Here is a 14,104-nt window from a genome sequence, read left to right as displayed (position 1 = left end):
CCTTGTGGTCCGGTCGTGGCGGTAGGCGGCGTCAGAGGCGCCTTCGCAGATGGGGGCGTCGCAGCAGGTGGTCCTGCCGTTGCTGTTGAGGGTGATGTCGGTTTCCCCGCAGTCGCCGCAATGCGGGGTGAAGCCGCAGGGAGGCACTCAGGCCCCCTTCTTTGCGGGCAGGGGGACCGGCGTGAAGGCGTTGACGTAGTCGATCCGGCCGCCGGTCGCCGAGCCTTCGGTGAGCTGCCCTCCCACGGAGCACAGGGTCTGCAGTACGTCGGCCGACAGCGGCTTCGGGACGCCGTCCAGGACGACCCATCCCTGGAGGGTGCTGTGTCCGTCCGCGTGGACGGTGCAGGCGGTGATGCCTGCCGAGTGGCTCGGGCCGTGGGCTGCGAGGAGGAGGAACGCCGCGCGGGCCAGGTCCGGGCCGAGATGACGGTCGTGATCGGGTGTCGGCGCGGTGATGACGAGGGTGTCGCCCGGGAGGTCGGTGAAGACCTTGAGGGTGTGCTCGCCGTCTCCGAGCTGGTGGACCATGCCGCGCAGCAGCCCTTCCTGCATGCGTCCGAACAAGGCGACGTACAGGTCTGCCGGAAGGTTCTGGCGGGCTGCCTCGAGTCCGATGGCGTCTCCGCACCGGCGCAGCGCCTGCCGGGTCTCCGCGTGGTGGTCGTCTGCTGCCGGGTCGGTGTCCATGGCGGTCGCCTTCTCTGTCGGGGTGGGTCGCGGGGTGCCGACCGGAAGCTACGCAGAGCGCCGGCGAGGTCGAGAGGTCCGGCGAATTTGACTGCCCGACAGGCCAGGAGGCGGTCGTAACCAGCCCGTTGGGCCGCCATAGCGGTGTGCGCTCACGGGTGGGACGCCGGACAGGGCGGCTGAGGGGGCTGTGGGCACAAGAAGGGCCCCGGCAGGTGTCTGCCGGGGCCGGGGAGACCGGAGGATGTGCCTGATCAGCCGATAGGTAGAGCTTCCTGCTGCGTGGCGGCTCGTCCGGGGCACGTACGGGACGAGGCAGCGGTGGGGAGTTTCCGGGCCAGGTAGTCGGGCCAGGCACTGACCCGCCCGGGATGGGCGATCTCGTACGCGCCTTCGGCGGTGGTGCTGACCGGCAGAGGAACGAACGAGTCCGCCGACCGGATCGCGACGTGCCAGCCCAGCAGGCTGTCTGCTCCCAGGCTGGCTTGGGGGCAGCGGCCGTGGGGATGGGTGAAGTACAGCTGGAGGCCGCGTCCGGGCGTGAGTACCGAGAACGTCTCGACGGGGAACCGCGCTCCCTCTTTGTCGGTCAGGTCGGCCAGGATGTCCGCGCCGTCCTGGATACCCGGGGAGCGGTGACGCAGCGGCGGGAGTTCCCCGTTGGCCGGCACCAGGTCGAGGACGAGGAGGCCGGACGGGCAGGGAGCGAGTCCGACGTTGTACGGCCCGTGGTCCCAGGCGGCGTTGATCTTGTGGGTGTCGGAGGTCGCCTTCTGCTGCCAGTTCTGGACAGCGGGCGTGGTGGTGCCGGGCCGGAGTGGGAATACCCGCCAGCCTCGGGCGGCGGCCGCGAGCGCGGCGGACTTGAGCGTCTGTCGGGGTGGGTGGTCGGTGCTCACGGTAGAGGGCTTTCTGGCGTCGGCAGCCGCGCGGCCGTCAGTGCGACGGCCGCGCGGACTCTTCATCGGGCGGTGGGGCTCTGCGTCTGCTGGGGAAACACGGTGCGCACGGCATCGGCCAGGGCTCGTCCCAGCCACTGGGCGGCCCGCCGGAAGGTGCCGGGGAAGAAGTAGAGGAGCACGCTCACGGAGCCGACGAAGCACACGAGCGACAGGTGTGCGGTCACCCACGCGACCGTGATCATCACAGCACTGACGATCATGCACAGAGTCTCGAAGAGCAGCATCGTCGCGTTGGGGAAGGCGATGGCCAGGAGGCCGAGAGCGAGGAGAAGTCCGAGCTTCGAGCGCATGAAAGTCACCTTTCGGGGATTCCGGCAGTCAGGCGGTCGGCACCGCCGATGCAAAGTCCGGGTCTGCGGAGAACGCTGCGAGGGCCTGTTGAGCCTTGATGTGGGCGGCTACCGCCCAGCTCTTGATCCTTTGGACCTCGTAGGACTGTTCGTGGTCGCTGACCTGTGCCCGGAGCTTCGCAGTGCCCGCCTCCACCCGCCGAAGGTCGGCGAAAAGGTCGGGCGTCCGTGCCCGCTCCAGCCGGCCGACCAACTCCACCAGGCTCCGAATCTCGGGCGTAGGGCCGAGTCGGCGCTGGACAGTCGCGATGTCGTCGGCGATGTCGGCCATCCGGATCCGGAGCTTGTGGCGGTAAGGCCGCGGTTCCGGCCGGGTACGACCGGCGGGCCAGAGGAATCCGACGTCCTTCATGTCCTGGCTGCTGACGAACAGCGGATCGGCGTACGAGCCCCCGGGGCCGGCCAGGGACACGACTACGCAGCCGTTACCCAGCCGGGTAACGGCCAGCACCTCCGCGGCCGGACGCCACGCTCGCGGGTACAGCGTTCCGTCTTCGGCCCGTCCGTACATCGGGGTACGGATGATGTCGTCCTCGCCGAGATCGTCCCAGTCGCCCCATGTCCATCCTTCGGGCACTGCAGTGCGCGCGGCGTCCTGCTGTTGCTGACGTGCAGCGGATTCAGCGGCAAGGTCTCCGAGCCACACGAGGTCTCCGGCGGCTTCGCGGCGTGTGTCGTACTCCGGGCCGGAAGAACCGGTGCCCGCCCGCTGGTACCGCCACTTCCTGCCTCCGCCACGCCGGCTGACGATGCCGAGCTCACCGAGGCCGTCCGCTGATACCACGTACGTGTAGGAGCCGTTGCTGCTGTGGATGAGAGGTCCGAACTTCGCACGGGCCTGGTTGTCAGCCTTGCGCTGGATCTCCTGGTTCTGGAACGCCGCCCGCGCGGCGTCGTCCGCGCGCTGCTTCTGAACTCGCTCGAGCTCCCTGAGGCGACCGACGAGAGCGCAGACGGCGATGCGGCTCGGTTCACCGCGGGGTATGTGGGGTCCTTCACCGGTGGCCAGGAGGTGCCGTCGGTCCCACTGGAGGAGAGCAGCGATCTCGTCCGTGATGGACGTGTCGTCGAGCTCGGCAGCCGGCGTGACTGATGCGGGCATGGGCGGGACGGCTGCTGGTGCGGCTGTACTCATCGAAGGCTTCTTCCGATGCGGGGAGGGCTGTTCTGTGCCCAGAGCTGACCAGAGGGCACCCCCGCGGTGGCCGCTGCGGCGAATTCGGCGCCGCACGGGCAGGCGGATCCGCATAGGCCCGGGCGCCGGCCGCTCCTTCAGCTTGGGGAAGGCCCGGACAGGTCCCGCGGTCAGCGAAACGGGCAGCACCTGCGAGCCCACCGGGGAGCCAGGCCTCTGCCAGGGCTCCCGGGCGCGCTCGCTTCAGATCCGGCGTGCGCGGACCTCCAAGATGCCTGGTGCCCGGTGCGCCCAGACGGCGCCGTCGGGGACCAGCACGCTGTGTGTGTTCAGCAGCAGCGTCGCTGCCGTGTCGGTCGGTGGCTCGGGCGAAGCCTCGTCCCTGCTGCAGACGGTGAAACGGGTGCGCTGATCGTCGTAGATCTCCAAGCTCCACTGCCCTGAGGCGTGGATGAGGCGGACAGTGACGGGATCGGCAGAGGATGCTGCGGAGGTGATGGTGTTCAACCGAGAAGGCCTTTCCCTCTGGGCAAACGGACGTCGGTGAGGTTAGGAGCAGCCACTTTCAGGGAGCGCCCCCACGCGAATCAGGGACGCTCCGGTCGGCGGAGTCCTGCTTGGTGCCTCAGCGACATGCTGCGAAGCGAACCGGTCAGCAGCGGCGGACCGTGCTGGTGGTCTGCTTCGCGAGGCAGACCACCAGCACGGTCATCACGGGGTGGGGTACGCGTGTCGTCCGTGCCGTTCCCGCAGGGCCGTGATCGTTGCCGGGGCATGCTGCGTGGCCGAAGGGTCGTCCAGCACGTCCTGGAGGACGCTCCAGTACATGGCGGTCGGCAGACCAAGGCGGTCTTGGATGTACGCGTCCTGCGCGGAGGTGTCTCCCAGCTCGGTGACATGGGTTGCAGAGGCGAGGACGAGGAGGGCGTCGCCGGTCAGTGCGTTCATGAGCTCCCTTCCCGTAGTGGGCTCCCGCGTCAGCTGGCGGCAGGCGTGGCGGGGTTGTTCTGGCAAAGGTCCATGGCGTCGCCGGGCTCCTCGGTGCCGCCGGCCCAGCCGACACGAGTGCCGCTGGGGGTGGTGCTGTAGCCGTAGCAGTGCCACCCGGCGTGGGTGGCACCGGGAAGATTCCAGTCGTGGGCGGCGTGCTCGGTGGCGCCGTCGTTCGTGCACTGAGCGGGAAACCGGCCGCAGGGGAGGGCAGGGGCGTAGATTGTGAGGGTCATGCGGGTGGCGTGCTCCCAGTGGTCGGTGGGGCTGGTCGGGGTTGACGCCACCGAAGCTAGACGTCAGAGGGCGCATCCTCGGAAAGCTGGCGAATTCGGGCGGCTGGTGGCGTTCGCTGGAAGGGGTGGGCCAGCGGGCCATATCCTCGAAGGCGCGCCTGCTGGCGGGGAGCGAACCGATCCACCGCCCGGACAAGGAGGGTCTCCATGACTGCGCAGCCTGTAGAGCCGGCACCGCGGCACCCCCGCAAGACGCTGCGCGGAATCCGGGAGGCTCTGCCTGCCGACCAGGTGGCGGCGTTCGAGACCGAACGCGACGGCCTCGACCTGGAGGACCTCACGCGCGTCGCTGCCTTCAGGGACAAGTGGTGGGCTCGGGCAGTGACCGCTCGTGATGCGCAGCTGGATTCGGACAGCGACGCCGGCATGGCTGGCGACCTGGACCTCGCGGAGCCGTGGTCGCTGGCGAGTGGCCAGTGAGCGAGAACGACGGCCGTTCTTCACAGCCGCCGGGAACGTGGCCGTGGGCCGGCCCGGCAGGGACGGGATGTCGTCCCTGCCGGGCCCGGGACACCGCCGCTTCCCGATCGAACGGCCCGGCCGAAGGAGAGATGTTGCAGGTCACCGCTACGGTCACGATGACCGATGTCACGCAATACATGATCGTTTCCGGCGTTCCCGCGTACGTGGTGATGGACGGCGCCGACGTGGCATACATCCTCGACCCGGAGGCGGTCGTCATCGAGTACCGCGCACGGCCGGGCGAGGCGGCCTACATGCCGTTCAAAGCCGCCGTGACCGGCTATCGCCTCGGCCCGGAAGGCCGCATCGGTGACGTTCGGGCGTCCGGCTGGCAGATGCTGGGAACCTATGAGCCCGACGAGACGCCGCAGTGGCTGCGAGATCTGGCTGAGCGGCACAGGCCCAGGCACAGCGACCTCTAGACATGGGGTGGCCGCGTGGCGCCGCTCGGCGTCAGTCCGCCCACACGATGCGGAGGATGATCACGAAACGCTGCTTGGCCTGCGCATTCCGCTTCGGATCATGGACCTGGTAGGGGATCACCAAGGAGCCCTCCGCCGCCACCCGGTCCCACTCAGGCCGGCTCGGCGAACGAGTCGACCCTGCCCGGTACGGATCCGCGATGATCCGTCGGATCATCGCGTCGACGGCATCCTGCGGCGTCGGGGCGGCCGGGTGATTGGTCAGCTCCTCGTACTGGGCGCGGGCCTGCTTGGACGGGGAACCCCCAGCGACCGCTCTCAGGCTGGCTTCGACCCAGAAGCCGTCGCTCAGCATGCGCTGCGAGCTTGAACAGGGCGACGATGTCGATTGACGGCGCGGTCCGGCCGACGACCGCACCGTCAACGGCACGGTGGACACCGGCTGGACGAACCCGGCCTCAGGCACCGGCAGCGAGTGGCCCGGCGCTGTCAGGCCTTGTCGGTCTTCTGCGGCATGACGGCCGCGACGGAGTCGGCAATGGCGCGGGCCAGCCAGCGGGTCGCCCTGGGAATGGCGGTGGGGTTCGTGCGGGCCAGCACAGCAACCGCGCCGATGCAGCAGATGAGGGCCAGGTGAGCCTTGACCAGCGCTACGACGACCAGCACGGCGCTGATCACGGAGCAGACGATGCTGAAGAGGACCATGCCCAGGCTCGGGAGCGCCGCCCACAGGAGACCGAGTGCCAGGATCAGGGCGAGCTTACGCATGATGTGTCCTCCGGGGTCGGGTCGCTTTGACGAGGTGGAGATTCGCACCGCATGGCCCGATCTCCTCAGCGCGCGCGAAACCGGGGAGAGCCGCTTGAAGGGCGGGTGAGCGGGGTGACGTGTTCCTAGCCGAAGCCCTTGCTGGCCGTGGGCGTTCCGGCCGGGTGCCAGGCGGCGGGGGGCAGGTGGCCATGGTTCAGAGACGAGCGGACAGCGGAGGGCATGCCTGCGGAGCGCGGCCCACGTGGGCCGCGCTCCGACGGTGCCTCAGGCGCCGTAGGGCGGACGGCCGGGGCAGCCGTACGCGGAAGGCGCCAGGTCGACGAGTGCGTTCCACTCGCCGATGGTGTCGCACACGGTGCACCGGCCCATGGGGGCCTGGTCGTCGATGTGCTGCTGACCGATGGGGAGCACGTGGTGCGGGCGGGTAAGGTCCGGGGTCCGCACGGTGGAGATGACGACCTCGTCAGTGGGCTGCAGCGTCGCCGTGCTCATGTGGCGCTCCTTCGGTCCGGGCTGTTCTTGATCAGCCGCTGTCTTGTGGAGCTGAAGGTAGGCAGCCTCGGCGGACGACCCGTTGGCGCCGCGAAAGTCCCCTTCCGGATGTCCGGCAGCACACGTTCGCAGCTGCGCGTCGGTGTCACGTACTGCCGGACAGCGCGCTCCAGTCGAGCGCGCGGGCTCCCGCCCGGGCAGGCGGGAGCCGTCTGGGAAGATGATCTGCATCTGGCTCACCGCAGGATTCACCCTGGCTGTACGGCCGGTGTCGATCGTCGCTGATCACCGAGGGCTGCCCGCGGGCCTATCGAGTCGCGGCCGCGGGCGTTCAGCATCCTGGGAGAGCTCAGCCTTCGTCTGCTCACGTCTGCTCGACCAGCTCCGCCGCGCGCCTCCTGCTTGGCGAGGGTCACCGACGGGTCCGACTGGATATCCGGCAGCGTGCGGAGAGGCGCGAGGAGCTCGCGGTACTGCGCGGCACGCTTGCGGTGCTCGGCCGCCTTCCGGGTCAGCTTCTGCTGTTGTTCGCGCAGCTCCTTCAGCTTCTGCCGCGTAGCAGTGAGAAGCGCCGGGGCGCGGTCCTTGGCAGCGGCCAGGTGCAGGGCCTCCGCGTCCGGCCGCGCGAGATACCGCAACGCGAGTGCTCGCAGCACACCGGACGCCCGTCGTTCGGTGGCCACCGGCGCGGAGCAGCCGGTGGTGGGAGAGAGCCGTATGCGGGCCGGCAGCCGGTCGGGGGTGGTCAGGGTGATGCGTCCCGTATCGCCGCTGCTGCTCCAGCCGCCGCTCAGGCGAACGGTGTTGATGGTCGGTTCGTCGTGTGCTTCATGGCCGTAGCGGCTGGTCGGGACGCCGTACGTAACGTTGATCCCTTCCGGCCAGGGGGTGCTGCTGTACCGGTAGCGCTCCACGGTGAACGATCCGGCGACCCTGGCGCCCTGGACGTTGTAGACCACGCTGCCAGGCCGTATGCCGGCCGGGGCGGGGGTCTCTCGTACGGTCATGATGCCCATCTGGTGACCGTGACGGTCGAAGAACGGCACCTTCACCGGGGTCGGGTCTGCTGGAAGGACAGCGCCTGCCCGCCGGCGCAGGATGCCGGTGAGCTGGTTGACCGTTCGGCGGGCCGAGACCCGCTGGGCGGTCACCTTCTGGATCTCGGCCTCGAGCTGGTCGGCCTGCTGCTCCTCGTACCTTGCGTGCTCGTCTGCTCGGGCGACCGCGGCCGCCAGCTTCAGCTCGGTGACATCGTCGCGGTCGCGCCACAGCTCCAAGAGGCAGCGGACCACTGCTTCGGTGCGTTGACGGGTGCCGTCCGGCAGTCGTTCGGTGAGGAACGTCCGGCCGGAGGCCACGGCGTACGGGCCCAGGAAGTAGCGCGTCGGGATGGCATCCGGGTCGAGCCCGGCGGTGTGGCCATGGACGCCGACCCGGTAGACGACGGGCTCGTCGGGCCGCGGTGTGTAGTACGTCTGCGGCTCCAGTCCGTCGCCGTACTGCACCTGGACCGTCGCGGGCAGCACGGTGCCACCTCGCTTGGCCTCCGGGGCCACGATGAAGGTGCCCTTGATATGCGGTCCGGTGACCTTGAATCGGACCCGCCCATGGGGCAGAACGGTGTCGAGGACGGTCAGTGTGCCGATCCCAGGCACGCCGACCGTGCGGGGCGTATGTGTCGGCACAGACATGGTCAAGGCTCCAAGGCGGATCGAGTGGGTTCAGGGCCCTCGGGCGCCACCGCGATCTGCGCGGCCGGCCTCGGGGTGGGAGCGAAGGTAAGAGGAGGAGCTCAGGTGCGCACGGCACGGCGAATCCGCGCCTGCGACCACAGGAAGTGGGCCGTCCGCAGCCCGCGGACGGGGCGCCGTTCCGGGGCGGCTCTGACCTTCCGATCGGTACGACTGGCCGGCCCTTTGCCCGGGAGCCGCCGGCTCGCGGAGCCAGCGGGGTGCAGGGGCGGCACGAGGAGGTGGGGACGGACAGGCCAACCGCCCCAGATCAGGTCCTCGACAGCCGCCAGCCCCGGGAGGAACCCCAGGGCTGGCGGCGTAAGCCGGTCACGCCGCGTACGCCCACGCCTTCGGCGGTTTCCCGGTGTGGCTGCGCAGACCGCGCCTGCGGAGCGGATCATGCCGCTGCGGGTCCACCGGGACGACCGTGGTGATCGGGTCTACGTCTTCCGGGAGCAGATGGAAGTTGACCCAGTGCGGTTCAACGAACATCGTGACCTCCTGAGTCCGCTTCGGGCCGGTCCAGTAGCGGTGGAAGTGCCCGGCCCTCTGGTGCGGCGCTCGCTGCACTCCAGAGGGCACACCATCGCCTTCCGTAACCCTTCCAGCAGCACGCCTGGCCGCGTGGAGGCGAGGACCCACGCGCCAGCCGACCTCAACGAAGAAGGGGTCCCGGTCGCGCTGCACAGGCCTCTTGCGCTTCTTGCGGGTGGGCTTGACGACGGGAGGTTCGACGACGTCCCGGTTGTCGCAGCACAGGTACACCAGGATGCTGAGAGCGGGCTTCAGCAGGGCCTCGAACAGGGCAAGGACCGGCTTCTCTTCAGGGGTGCGTGCCCATCGGGCTTCCGCTCGCGCTGCGGCGAAGCCGACCGCCTGCTTCAGGGTGAACTGCCGCAGCCCGGTGGGGATGTGAAGGCGTATGTACGTCTGCTGCCGCACCTCTCCGGTGTCGTCGTCGAGCAGGTCGATGACGAAGAGCAGACCGAGGCCTTCGATGTCTTCGTCGGTGTACGTCTGCCGCTCGGGCAGCTGGTTGTACCCGTGGACGAAGAAGCCTCTCACCAGCCCGTCCGACTTCTGGTAGCGGATCGGCCACGGGTCCGGGAGGACGACCAGCGGATTGATGTAGGGCAGGTGGTCGAAGATCCTGCCGGGCAGCTCCTTGTACGTCGACCGATACAGCTCGGCGGCCAGGTGCTCGTTCACATCGAACGTCACCCGACCGCGCCGGGCCCACATCCGGTAGATGCCGACGTGAGAGGCCTCGTCGATCAGGTCGGCCTGGTCCGCAAGGGTGAAGCGAGCCGGAACGTAACGCGGCGGGGTGACCACGCGGCCGCCGGAGAGCTGGTCGAGAACGGGAGCGATCCACACGTGGTTCGAGCGGAGCTGGTCCTCGCGGGCCTTCAGCTCCTGAACGAAGACCTCGTTGATGTCGTGGGTGCGCAGTGCTCGTGCGTGAGAGTTCGGCATGGCTCTACCTGGTCGTTGGCGGCGGGGGTCCACGGAGCCGCCCGGAGGCGGGACCGTGGCCGAAAGCTACGAACCCGGTGGTAGAAGCTCATCTGGTCGCGAATGCCGGGTGGCGGAGGGCGAGCTGGAGCTGGTCACCGGCCTGTGTCAGGACAGGCCGGGCCGCTGCTCAAGGCGTCCGTCCGCCGCCGTCAGCCGGTGTGTTCGTCGCGGGTCTGGACCGCTGCTCCGACGATCACGAAGCTCACGGGCACCACGGCGGGCAGCCAGATCCACCCGTCGGCTCCGCGCACCCAGTCCGTGAGCGTCAGGGCGCCTACGCCGAACACGATGAAGCTGAGGTAGCCGGCGTTCATCAGGTGCCGGCCCTGACCCCGCAGGAGTCTGGGGCGGCGCGGGGCATGAGTTCGGGGAACGTCTGGGTCCTTGGGTGGGGTCACGGTGGCTACTCCTGTTCGTGGCGTCCGTCCGCCGACTGTGGCGGCCGCAGCGGACAGCGCGGGCCGTGCCGGCTGACTGGCTGGAGGAACACGGAAAGAAGAGAGGGGGCCGCTGGTGCGGCCCCCTCGGGTGATCAGTGATCAGGCGTTGGTCAGCGCACGTGCGAGCGCACGGCCGACCACGGGGCCGAAGTTCGCCGGGTCGCTCAGGTACTCGACGTGAGCCCCGTTGGGAGCCCAGCCCCCGTCCCTGACGCTCAGCCACAGCAGCAGCACACCCGCGCGGGTGAGGTGGTCGGCCGCCCGCTGCACATCCGGCTTGTTGGGCAGTTCTCCATCGGTGATGACCACCGCAACGCGCGCGCCGGACTTGCCCGTGAGATTCAGCGTGCCGTCCAGCGCGTAGAGAGACTGGCCGCAGCCGTCGGATCCGCCGCTCCAGTCCATGACAGGCACCGGCACCGTGGCCGGTCGCTTGCCGGGCTTGATCAGCGCCGTGCCTATCTCGGTGGGGTTGACGCCGTTCCAGGCCACGGAGGCGACGGTGCCCGCCAGACGCGGGGACGCCACAGCGTGGGCAAGGGCCCATCCAGTCGACGCAACCGGCCCGATCCAGGGACTCATGGAGCCCGACACGTCCAGGCTGATCCCCACCGTGAGAGGCGGGTTCTCCTCCTGACGGCGAGAGGTGCGCTGCCACGGCAGAGCAGACACCTCCGTACGAGCCCGGATCTGCGCCTCGCGGCGTACGACCTCCCGCATGACCATCCGGCCGGGCGGGGCGCTGACGGCGCGGGTCGTACGGTTCACATCCCGGTACTGCGCCTTCGACAGAGCGTTGAGCAGAGCACGCGCCTGCCGCTGCTGGTTCTCGTCGGGCTTCACCTGCCGGACCTTGATCTGTCGATATCCGACGCCACCGCCAGCGAACACGTTCTGCGCAGCCTTCATCGCTGCCTGGCGGCCGGTGTAGTCGGGCCGCTTCGGGAGGATAACCGCGATCTTCGCGTGCGCGGATGCCACAGCGGCGCGAGCGATCTGGTCGACAACGCGCTCAGCCACAGTCGGGGTGCTCTGCTGGTCGCCGTCGCCGTCGCCGTTGCCGCTACCGCCGCCGTCATCACTGCCGTTCCCGGTCTGAGAGGGGTCACCCCAGGTAACCGCGCCGCACGGCATCATGACGGTGATCGGATCGTTCTCGGTCTGCCCGTCCTCGGCGTCGCCGGAGCCTCCCTGGCCGGTGCCTCCCGACGGGGAGCCTGTGCCCTGCCCGCCCTGACCTGCCCCGCCGCCATGGCCCTGCCCGCTGCCGCTCTCTTCGCCGTTCTGCTGGTCGTCGTCCGCGTCGTCCTGCGCGAGGCGGGCGACTCGTGCTCCCAGGGCGATAAGCCCGTCCTGGTCGTCGTCGTCCAGCTCGAACAGCTCACGGAAGATGCCGTTCAGCTCGCCCATCACAGCGTCACCGAGGATGCCCGTCACCTGATCGGTGACCGGCTGTACCTCATAGTCGTCCAGCACCCCACCGGCCGCACGGCCCAGGATGAGCACCGCCTGGTGCACTGCGCCCGGCACCGACTTGTCATCGTGCCCGCCGCTGACACCGGTCAGAAGAACGTGACGGGTGGAAGCCCGCAGCCACGATCGGTCGCCAGGCCGGTCCTGAATCAGCCGGTGCTCGATGCGGGGCTCCTCCAGGATCGTGGCCCAGCGCACGGCCGACGCGTTGTGCTGCCGGGTGGGAGCGAACTTGGTGTGCTTGGCGTGCGCGGCCTCGTGGCAGATGGCACCGGCGAACGCCGGGTGTGCACAGCGGTCGGCCCACGCGTTCGGGTCGATCAGCGCGGGGTTCGGTTGGCCCTCAAGAAGCTGGTCCGGGGCGAAGCGGCCCTCGGCCAGCGCCGGGTAGAACTCCGCGTACTTGCTTTCCGGAGCGCCGGGGTGAACGACCGCGATCACGTCGTCACGTTCCGAGACGGTCGAGAGCCAGTCTCCGGTACGAGCCGACAGGGCGAGCCATGCCGGGTGCCTCACGTCGTCCCAGGGGGAAGTCACAGGCGCTTTGGTGCGGGCGGTCATCGCGGGGGCCTTTCGGTCGGCGGTTCGTTGCGCCCTGATTGGGCCACCGCCCACGGCCTTGGAACGACTCGCCGCGAATCCAAGAATCTGAAGGTGGAGAAGGCCTTGTGGCGCCTGGGAAGTGCCGCGGACAGCGCCGCCGTGCGCTCGGCGGAACACCCCTGCCGGCTGCTGTCGATGGCGTCTGCCTCCGGGCGCGGGTCGTGGAGCGTGCCTGCGGAGCGATGCCTGGCTCTCGGCCCGCTGAGCTGCCCAAAGCCGCTGGCACTCGGAGGACGGCAGGCGGTTGAAGAGCTCACACCGTACGTCGGGAAGGCCCCAACTTGCGCCGGACAGACCGAAGTTGGGCGTTTGCCGGGGTTCTCATAAGTTCAGGGCATCGCAAGATCCCTTCCCGAACGAGACACCCGGAGTTCCCGATGTTCCTTCTCGGCTTCAAGGTCCAGGACCTCTCCAGCCCGCAGCAGAAGACCTACGTTGCCGTTGCCACGTCCACCGGCTACTGCCACACGGCGAGCGCCGGGCACACCAAGCCGGTGTACCGGCGGGCCAATGCCGTCGGGGACTCCGGAACGAAGAACCCGAAGGTGCTCGCCAAGGAGGCCTGGCAGGTGCTCCAGCGCAAGTGGTCTGAGAAGCACGACCGCAAGGGCTACAGCAACATCCTGATCAAGCCCATCCTGATCGACGACTCGGGCCTGTCGGAGGCGGACTCGAAGGACGCCCGCAAGACGGTCGAGTACTTCGAGGTGGAGGCACAGAACCCGGCCGGTGCCCACGTCGACGCCGATGTGCTGCGCACCCTGGCGAAGATGTTCATCGACGGTCAGCTCTCCCAGGCCCAGCCCGCCACGGCGGCCCCCCGCGCTCAGGCTGCCGACCAGCGTGACGCCATGATCAAGGGTGAGCGGGAGTACTACCGTCCCAACGGTCAGATCTACCGGCCGCGCGACCTGGGCGGCCACCACGACGTGGCGACGCTCAAGCACCTGCGCACTGCCGGTATCCCGGTGCGTCTGTACGGCCTGCCCGGTACCGGCAAGTCCGCCCTGGCGGAGGCGGCTTTCGGCCGGGACCTGATCACGATCAACGGTCACGGTGACATGACTGTCTCCCACTTCGTGGGCTCCTACCTGCCCCAGAACGACGGCACGTTCAAGTGGGCCGACGGCCCGCTGACCCGCGCGATGAAGGAGGGGCGTCCGCTGTTCGTCGACGAGATCACCCGTATTCCCTCTGAGGTTCTGGCCGTCCTGTACTCGGTTCTCGACGGACGCGGAACGCTCAGCCTCGATGACAAGCCGGATGCGCCTGTCGTGAAGGCTGAGCCGGGGTTCTACGCGCTGTGCGGCTACAACCCCGAGGGCATCGGAGTGCGACAGCTCGATGACGCCCTGGTGTCCCGCTTCGCGGTCCCGGTGGAGGTCACCACCGACCTCGACGCGGCCAAGGCTCTGGGCGTCCCGGCGAAGTTCATCAAGCTCGCGGAGAACCTGCGCACGAAGGATGCCAAGGACCGTGAGGACGGTGGCGCTGGGGTGTGGGTCCCCCAGATGCGCGAACTGCTGCTCGCCTCGAAGGTGGCCAAGACGGCGGGCGAGATGTTCGCGGCGTCGGTCATCGTGGGTCAGTGCCCCCGGCTGGAGGACGTACCGACGGTGACCGATGTGGCCTCGAAGGTCTTCGGGGCGACCGTGAAGGCCCTGGCTCTGGGAGGCCAGGTCTGATCCTGGAACCAACCCTCTGTTGCGGGCCCCGTTCGAACGGGGCCCGCAACAGAGGGTTGGTTGGAGGCCGGCCGCCGGACAG

The 14,104-nt window shown here is 69.1% G+C and carries 17 protein-coding genes; 3 read left to right on the top strand and 14 right to left on the bottom strand.

Translation table 11 applies throughout. The features are described from left to right. Positions 1-147: 147 nt before the first annotated feature. The 7 genes from ACWD3O_RS08345 to ACWD3O_RS08315 form a co-directional block, all read right to left on the bottom strand. On the bottom strand, positions 148-690 hold the full coding sequence (locus tag ACWD3O_RS08345) for a hypothetical protein (protein ID WP_376620896.1): 543 nt from the start codon (positions 688-690) through the stop codon (positions 148-150). Between the two features lie 254 nt (positions 691-944). Next, a complete protein-coding gene (locus ACWD3O_RS08340; RefSeq protein ID WP_451415244.1) occupies positions 945-1,589 on the bottom strand; it encodes a bifunctional DNA primase/polymerase in 645 nt (214 codons plus the stop codon). Between the two features lie 62 nt (positions 1,590-1,651). Beyond that, on the bottom strand, positions 1,652-1,942 hold the full coding sequence (locus ACWD3O_RS08335; protein WP_332757046.1) for a hypothetical protein: 291 nt from the start codon (positions 1,940-1,942) through the stop codon (positions 1,652-1,654). 28 nt (positions 1,943-1,970) lie between these two features. Next, positions 1,971-3,137 (bottom strand): hypothetical protein, encoded by a 1,167-nt coding sequence (locus ACWD3O_RS08330; RefSeq protein ID WP_451415243.1) that lies wholly within the window; start codon positions 3,135-3,137, stop codon positions 1,971-1,973. Positions 3,138-3,380: 243 nt separating this feature from the next. After that, on the bottom strand, positions 3,381-3,644 hold the full coding sequence (locus tag ACWD3O_RS08325; RefSeq protein ID WP_451415242.1) for a hypothetical protein: 264 nt from the start codon (positions 3,642-3,644) through the stop codon (positions 3,381-3,383). A 204-nt stretch (positions 3,645-3,848) separates the two neighbouring features. Beyond that, positions 3,849-4,085, bottom strand: a complete 237-nt coding sequence (locus tag ACWD3O_RS08320) for a DUF3263 domain-containing protein (protein ID WP_398689317.1) — start codon at positions 4,083-4,085, stop codon at positions 3,849-3,851. Between the two features lie 29 nt (positions 4,086-4,114). Continuing rightward, positions 4,115-4,363 (bottom strand): hypothetical protein, encoded by a 249-nt coding sequence (locus ACWD3O_RS08315; RefSeq protein ID WP_451415241.1) that lies wholly within the window; start codon positions 4,361-4,363, stop codon positions 4,115-4,117. 207 nt (positions 4,364-4,570) lie between these two features. On the opposite strand from ACWD3O_RS08315, the gene ACWD3O_RS08310 reads away from it, so the two are divergent. Together ACWD3O_RS08310 and ACWD3O_RS08305 are read left to right on the top strand one after the other, a co-directional pair. Next, positions 4,571-4,843, top strand: coding sequence for a hypothetical protein (locus tag ACWD3O_RS08310; protein ID WP_325749252.1), 273 nt, complete (start codon positions 4,571-4,573; stop codon positions 4,841-4,843). A 131-nt stretch (positions 4,844-4,974) separates the two neighbouring features. Next, positions 4,975-5,307 (top strand): hypothetical protein, encoded by a 333-nt coding sequence (locus ACWD3O_RS08305; RefSeq protein ID WP_451415240.1) that lies wholly within the window; start codon positions 4,975-4,977, stop codon positions 5,305-5,307. 31 nt (positions 5,308-5,338) lie between these two features. Here ACWD3O_RS08305 and ACWD3O_RS08300 read toward each other — a convergent pair whose 3' ends face one another. The 7 genes from ACWD3O_RS08300 to ACWD3O_RS08270 all read right to left on the bottom strand — a co-directional run bounded on the left by ACWD3O_RS08300 (position 5,339) and on the right by ACWD3O_RS08270 (position 12,295). Next, a complete protein-coding gene (locus ACWD3O_RS08300) occupies positions 5,339-5,662 on the bottom strand; it encodes a hypothetical protein (protein WP_451415239.1) in 324 nt (107 codons plus the stop codon). A 134-nt stretch (positions 5,663-5,796) separates the two neighbouring features. After that, positions 5,797-6,075, bottom strand: a complete 279-nt coding sequence (locus ACWD3O_RS08295) for a hypothetical protein (protein ID WP_451415238.1) — start codon at positions 6,073-6,075, stop codon at positions 5,797-5,799. 267 nt (positions 6,076-6,342) lie between these two features. Next, a complete protein-coding gene (locus tag ACWD3O_RS08290) occupies positions 6,343-6,570 on the bottom strand; it encodes a hypothetical protein (protein ID WP_376620886.1) in 228 nt (75 codons plus the stop codon). Positions 6,571-6,818: 248 nt separating this feature from the next. Next, positions 6,819-8,261, bottom strand: a complete 1,443-nt coding sequence (locus tag ACWD3O_RS08285; RefSeq protein ID WP_451415237.1) for a hypothetical protein — start codon at positions 8,259-8,261, stop codon at positions 6,819-6,821. A gap of 369 nt (positions 8,262-8,630) precedes the next feature. Then, the gene (locus ACWD3O_RS08280) at positions 8,631-9,779 is read right to left on the bottom strand and encodes a hypothetical protein (RefSeq protein WP_451415236.1); all 1,149 of its coding nucleotides are present in this window, start codon (positions 9,777-9,779) and stop codon (positions 8,631-8,633) included. Between the two features lie 191 nt (positions 9,780-9,970). Continuing rightward, on the bottom strand, positions 9,971-10,135 hold the full coding sequence (locus tag ACWD3O_RS08275; RefSeq protein ID WP_451415235.1) for a hypothetical protein: 165 nt from the start codon (positions 10,133-10,135) through the stop codon (positions 9,971-9,973). A gap of 225 nt (positions 10,136-10,360) precedes the next feature. Then, positions 10,361-12,295 carry a hypothetical protein gene (locus ACWD3O_RS08270; RefSeq protein WP_451415234.1) on the bottom strand — a complete coding sequence of 645 codons (1,935 nt, stop codon included), beginning with the start codon at positions 12,293-12,295 and terminating at the stop codon, positions 10,361-10,363. 419 nt (positions 12,296-12,714) lie between these two features. On the opposite strand from ACWD3O_RS08270, the gene ACWD3O_RS08265 reads away from it, so the two are divergent. Further along, entirely contained in the window at positions 12,715-14,022 is a 1,308-nt protein-coding gene (locus tag ACWD3O_RS08265) for an ATP-binding protein (RefSeq protein WP_451415233.1), read from the top strand. Positions 14,023-14,104 lie beyond the last annotated feature (82 nt).

The organism is Streptomyces sp. NPDC002640, from assembly GCF_053592575.1.
This window is presented reverse-complemented; position numbering and strand designations above follow the sequence as displayed.

Coding starts and splice junctions, on each gene's coding strand:
- ACWD3O_RS08345 (WP_376620896.1), bottom strand. CDS start 690: ATGGACACCGACCCGGCAGCAGACGACCACCACGCGGAGACCCGGCAG.
- ACWD3O_RS08335 (WP_332757046.1), bottom strand. CDS start 1,942: ATGCGCTCGAAGCTCGGACTTCTCCTCGCTCTCGGCCTCCTGGCCATC.
- ACWD3O_RS08330 (WP_451415243.1), bottom strand. CDS start 3,137: ATGAGTACAGCCGCACCAGCAGCCGTCCCGCCCATGCCCGCATCAGTC.
- ACWD3O_RS08320 (WP_398689317.1), bottom strand. CDS start 4,085: ATGAACGCACTGACCGGCGACGCCCTCCTCGTCCTCGCCTCTGCAACC.
- ACWD3O_RS08315 (WP_451415241.1), bottom strand. CDS start 4,363: ATGACCCTCACAATCTACGCCCCTGCCCTCCCCTGCGGCCGGTTTCCC.
- ACWD3O_RS08310 (WP_325749252.1), top strand. CDS start 4,571: ATGACTGCGCAGCCTGTAGAGCCGGCACCGCGGCACCCCCGCAAGACG.
- ACWD3O_RS08305 (WP_451415240.1), top strand. CDS start 4,975: ATGTTGCAGGTCACCGCTACGGTCACGATGACCGATGTCACGCAATAC.
- ACWD3O_RS08300 (WP_451415239.1), bottom strand. CDS start 5,662: ATGCTGAGCGACGGCTTCTGGGTCGAAGCCAGCCTGAGAGCGGTCGCT.
- ACWD3O_RS08295 (WP_451415238.1), bottom strand. CDS start 6,075: ATGCGTAAGCTCGCCCTGATCCTGGCACTCGGTCTCCTGTGGGCGGCG.
- ACWD3O_RS08290 (WP_376620886.1), bottom strand. CDS start 6,570: ATGAGCACGGCGACGCTGCAGCCCACTGACGAGGTCGTCATCTCCACC.
- ACWD3O_RS08285 (WP_451415237.1), bottom strand. CDS start 8,261: ATGTCTGTGCCGACACATACGCCCCGCACGGTCGGCGTGCCTGGGATC.
- ACWD3O_RS08280 (WP_451415236.1), bottom strand. CDS start 9,779: ATGCCGAACTCTCACGCACGAGCACTGCGCACCCACGACATCAACGAG.
- ACWD3O_RS08275 (WP_451415235.1), bottom strand. CDS start 10,135: ATGAACGCCGGCTACCTCAGCTTCATCGTGTTCGGCGTAGGCGCCCTG.
- ACWD3O_RS08270 (WP_451415234.1), bottom strand. CDS start 12,295: ATGACCGCCCGCACCAAAGCGCCTGTGACTTCCCCCTGGGACGACGTG.
- ACWD3O_RS08265 (WP_451415233.1), top strand. CDS start 12,715: ATGTTCCTTCTCGGCTTCAAGGTCCAGGACCTCTCCAGCCCGCAGCAG.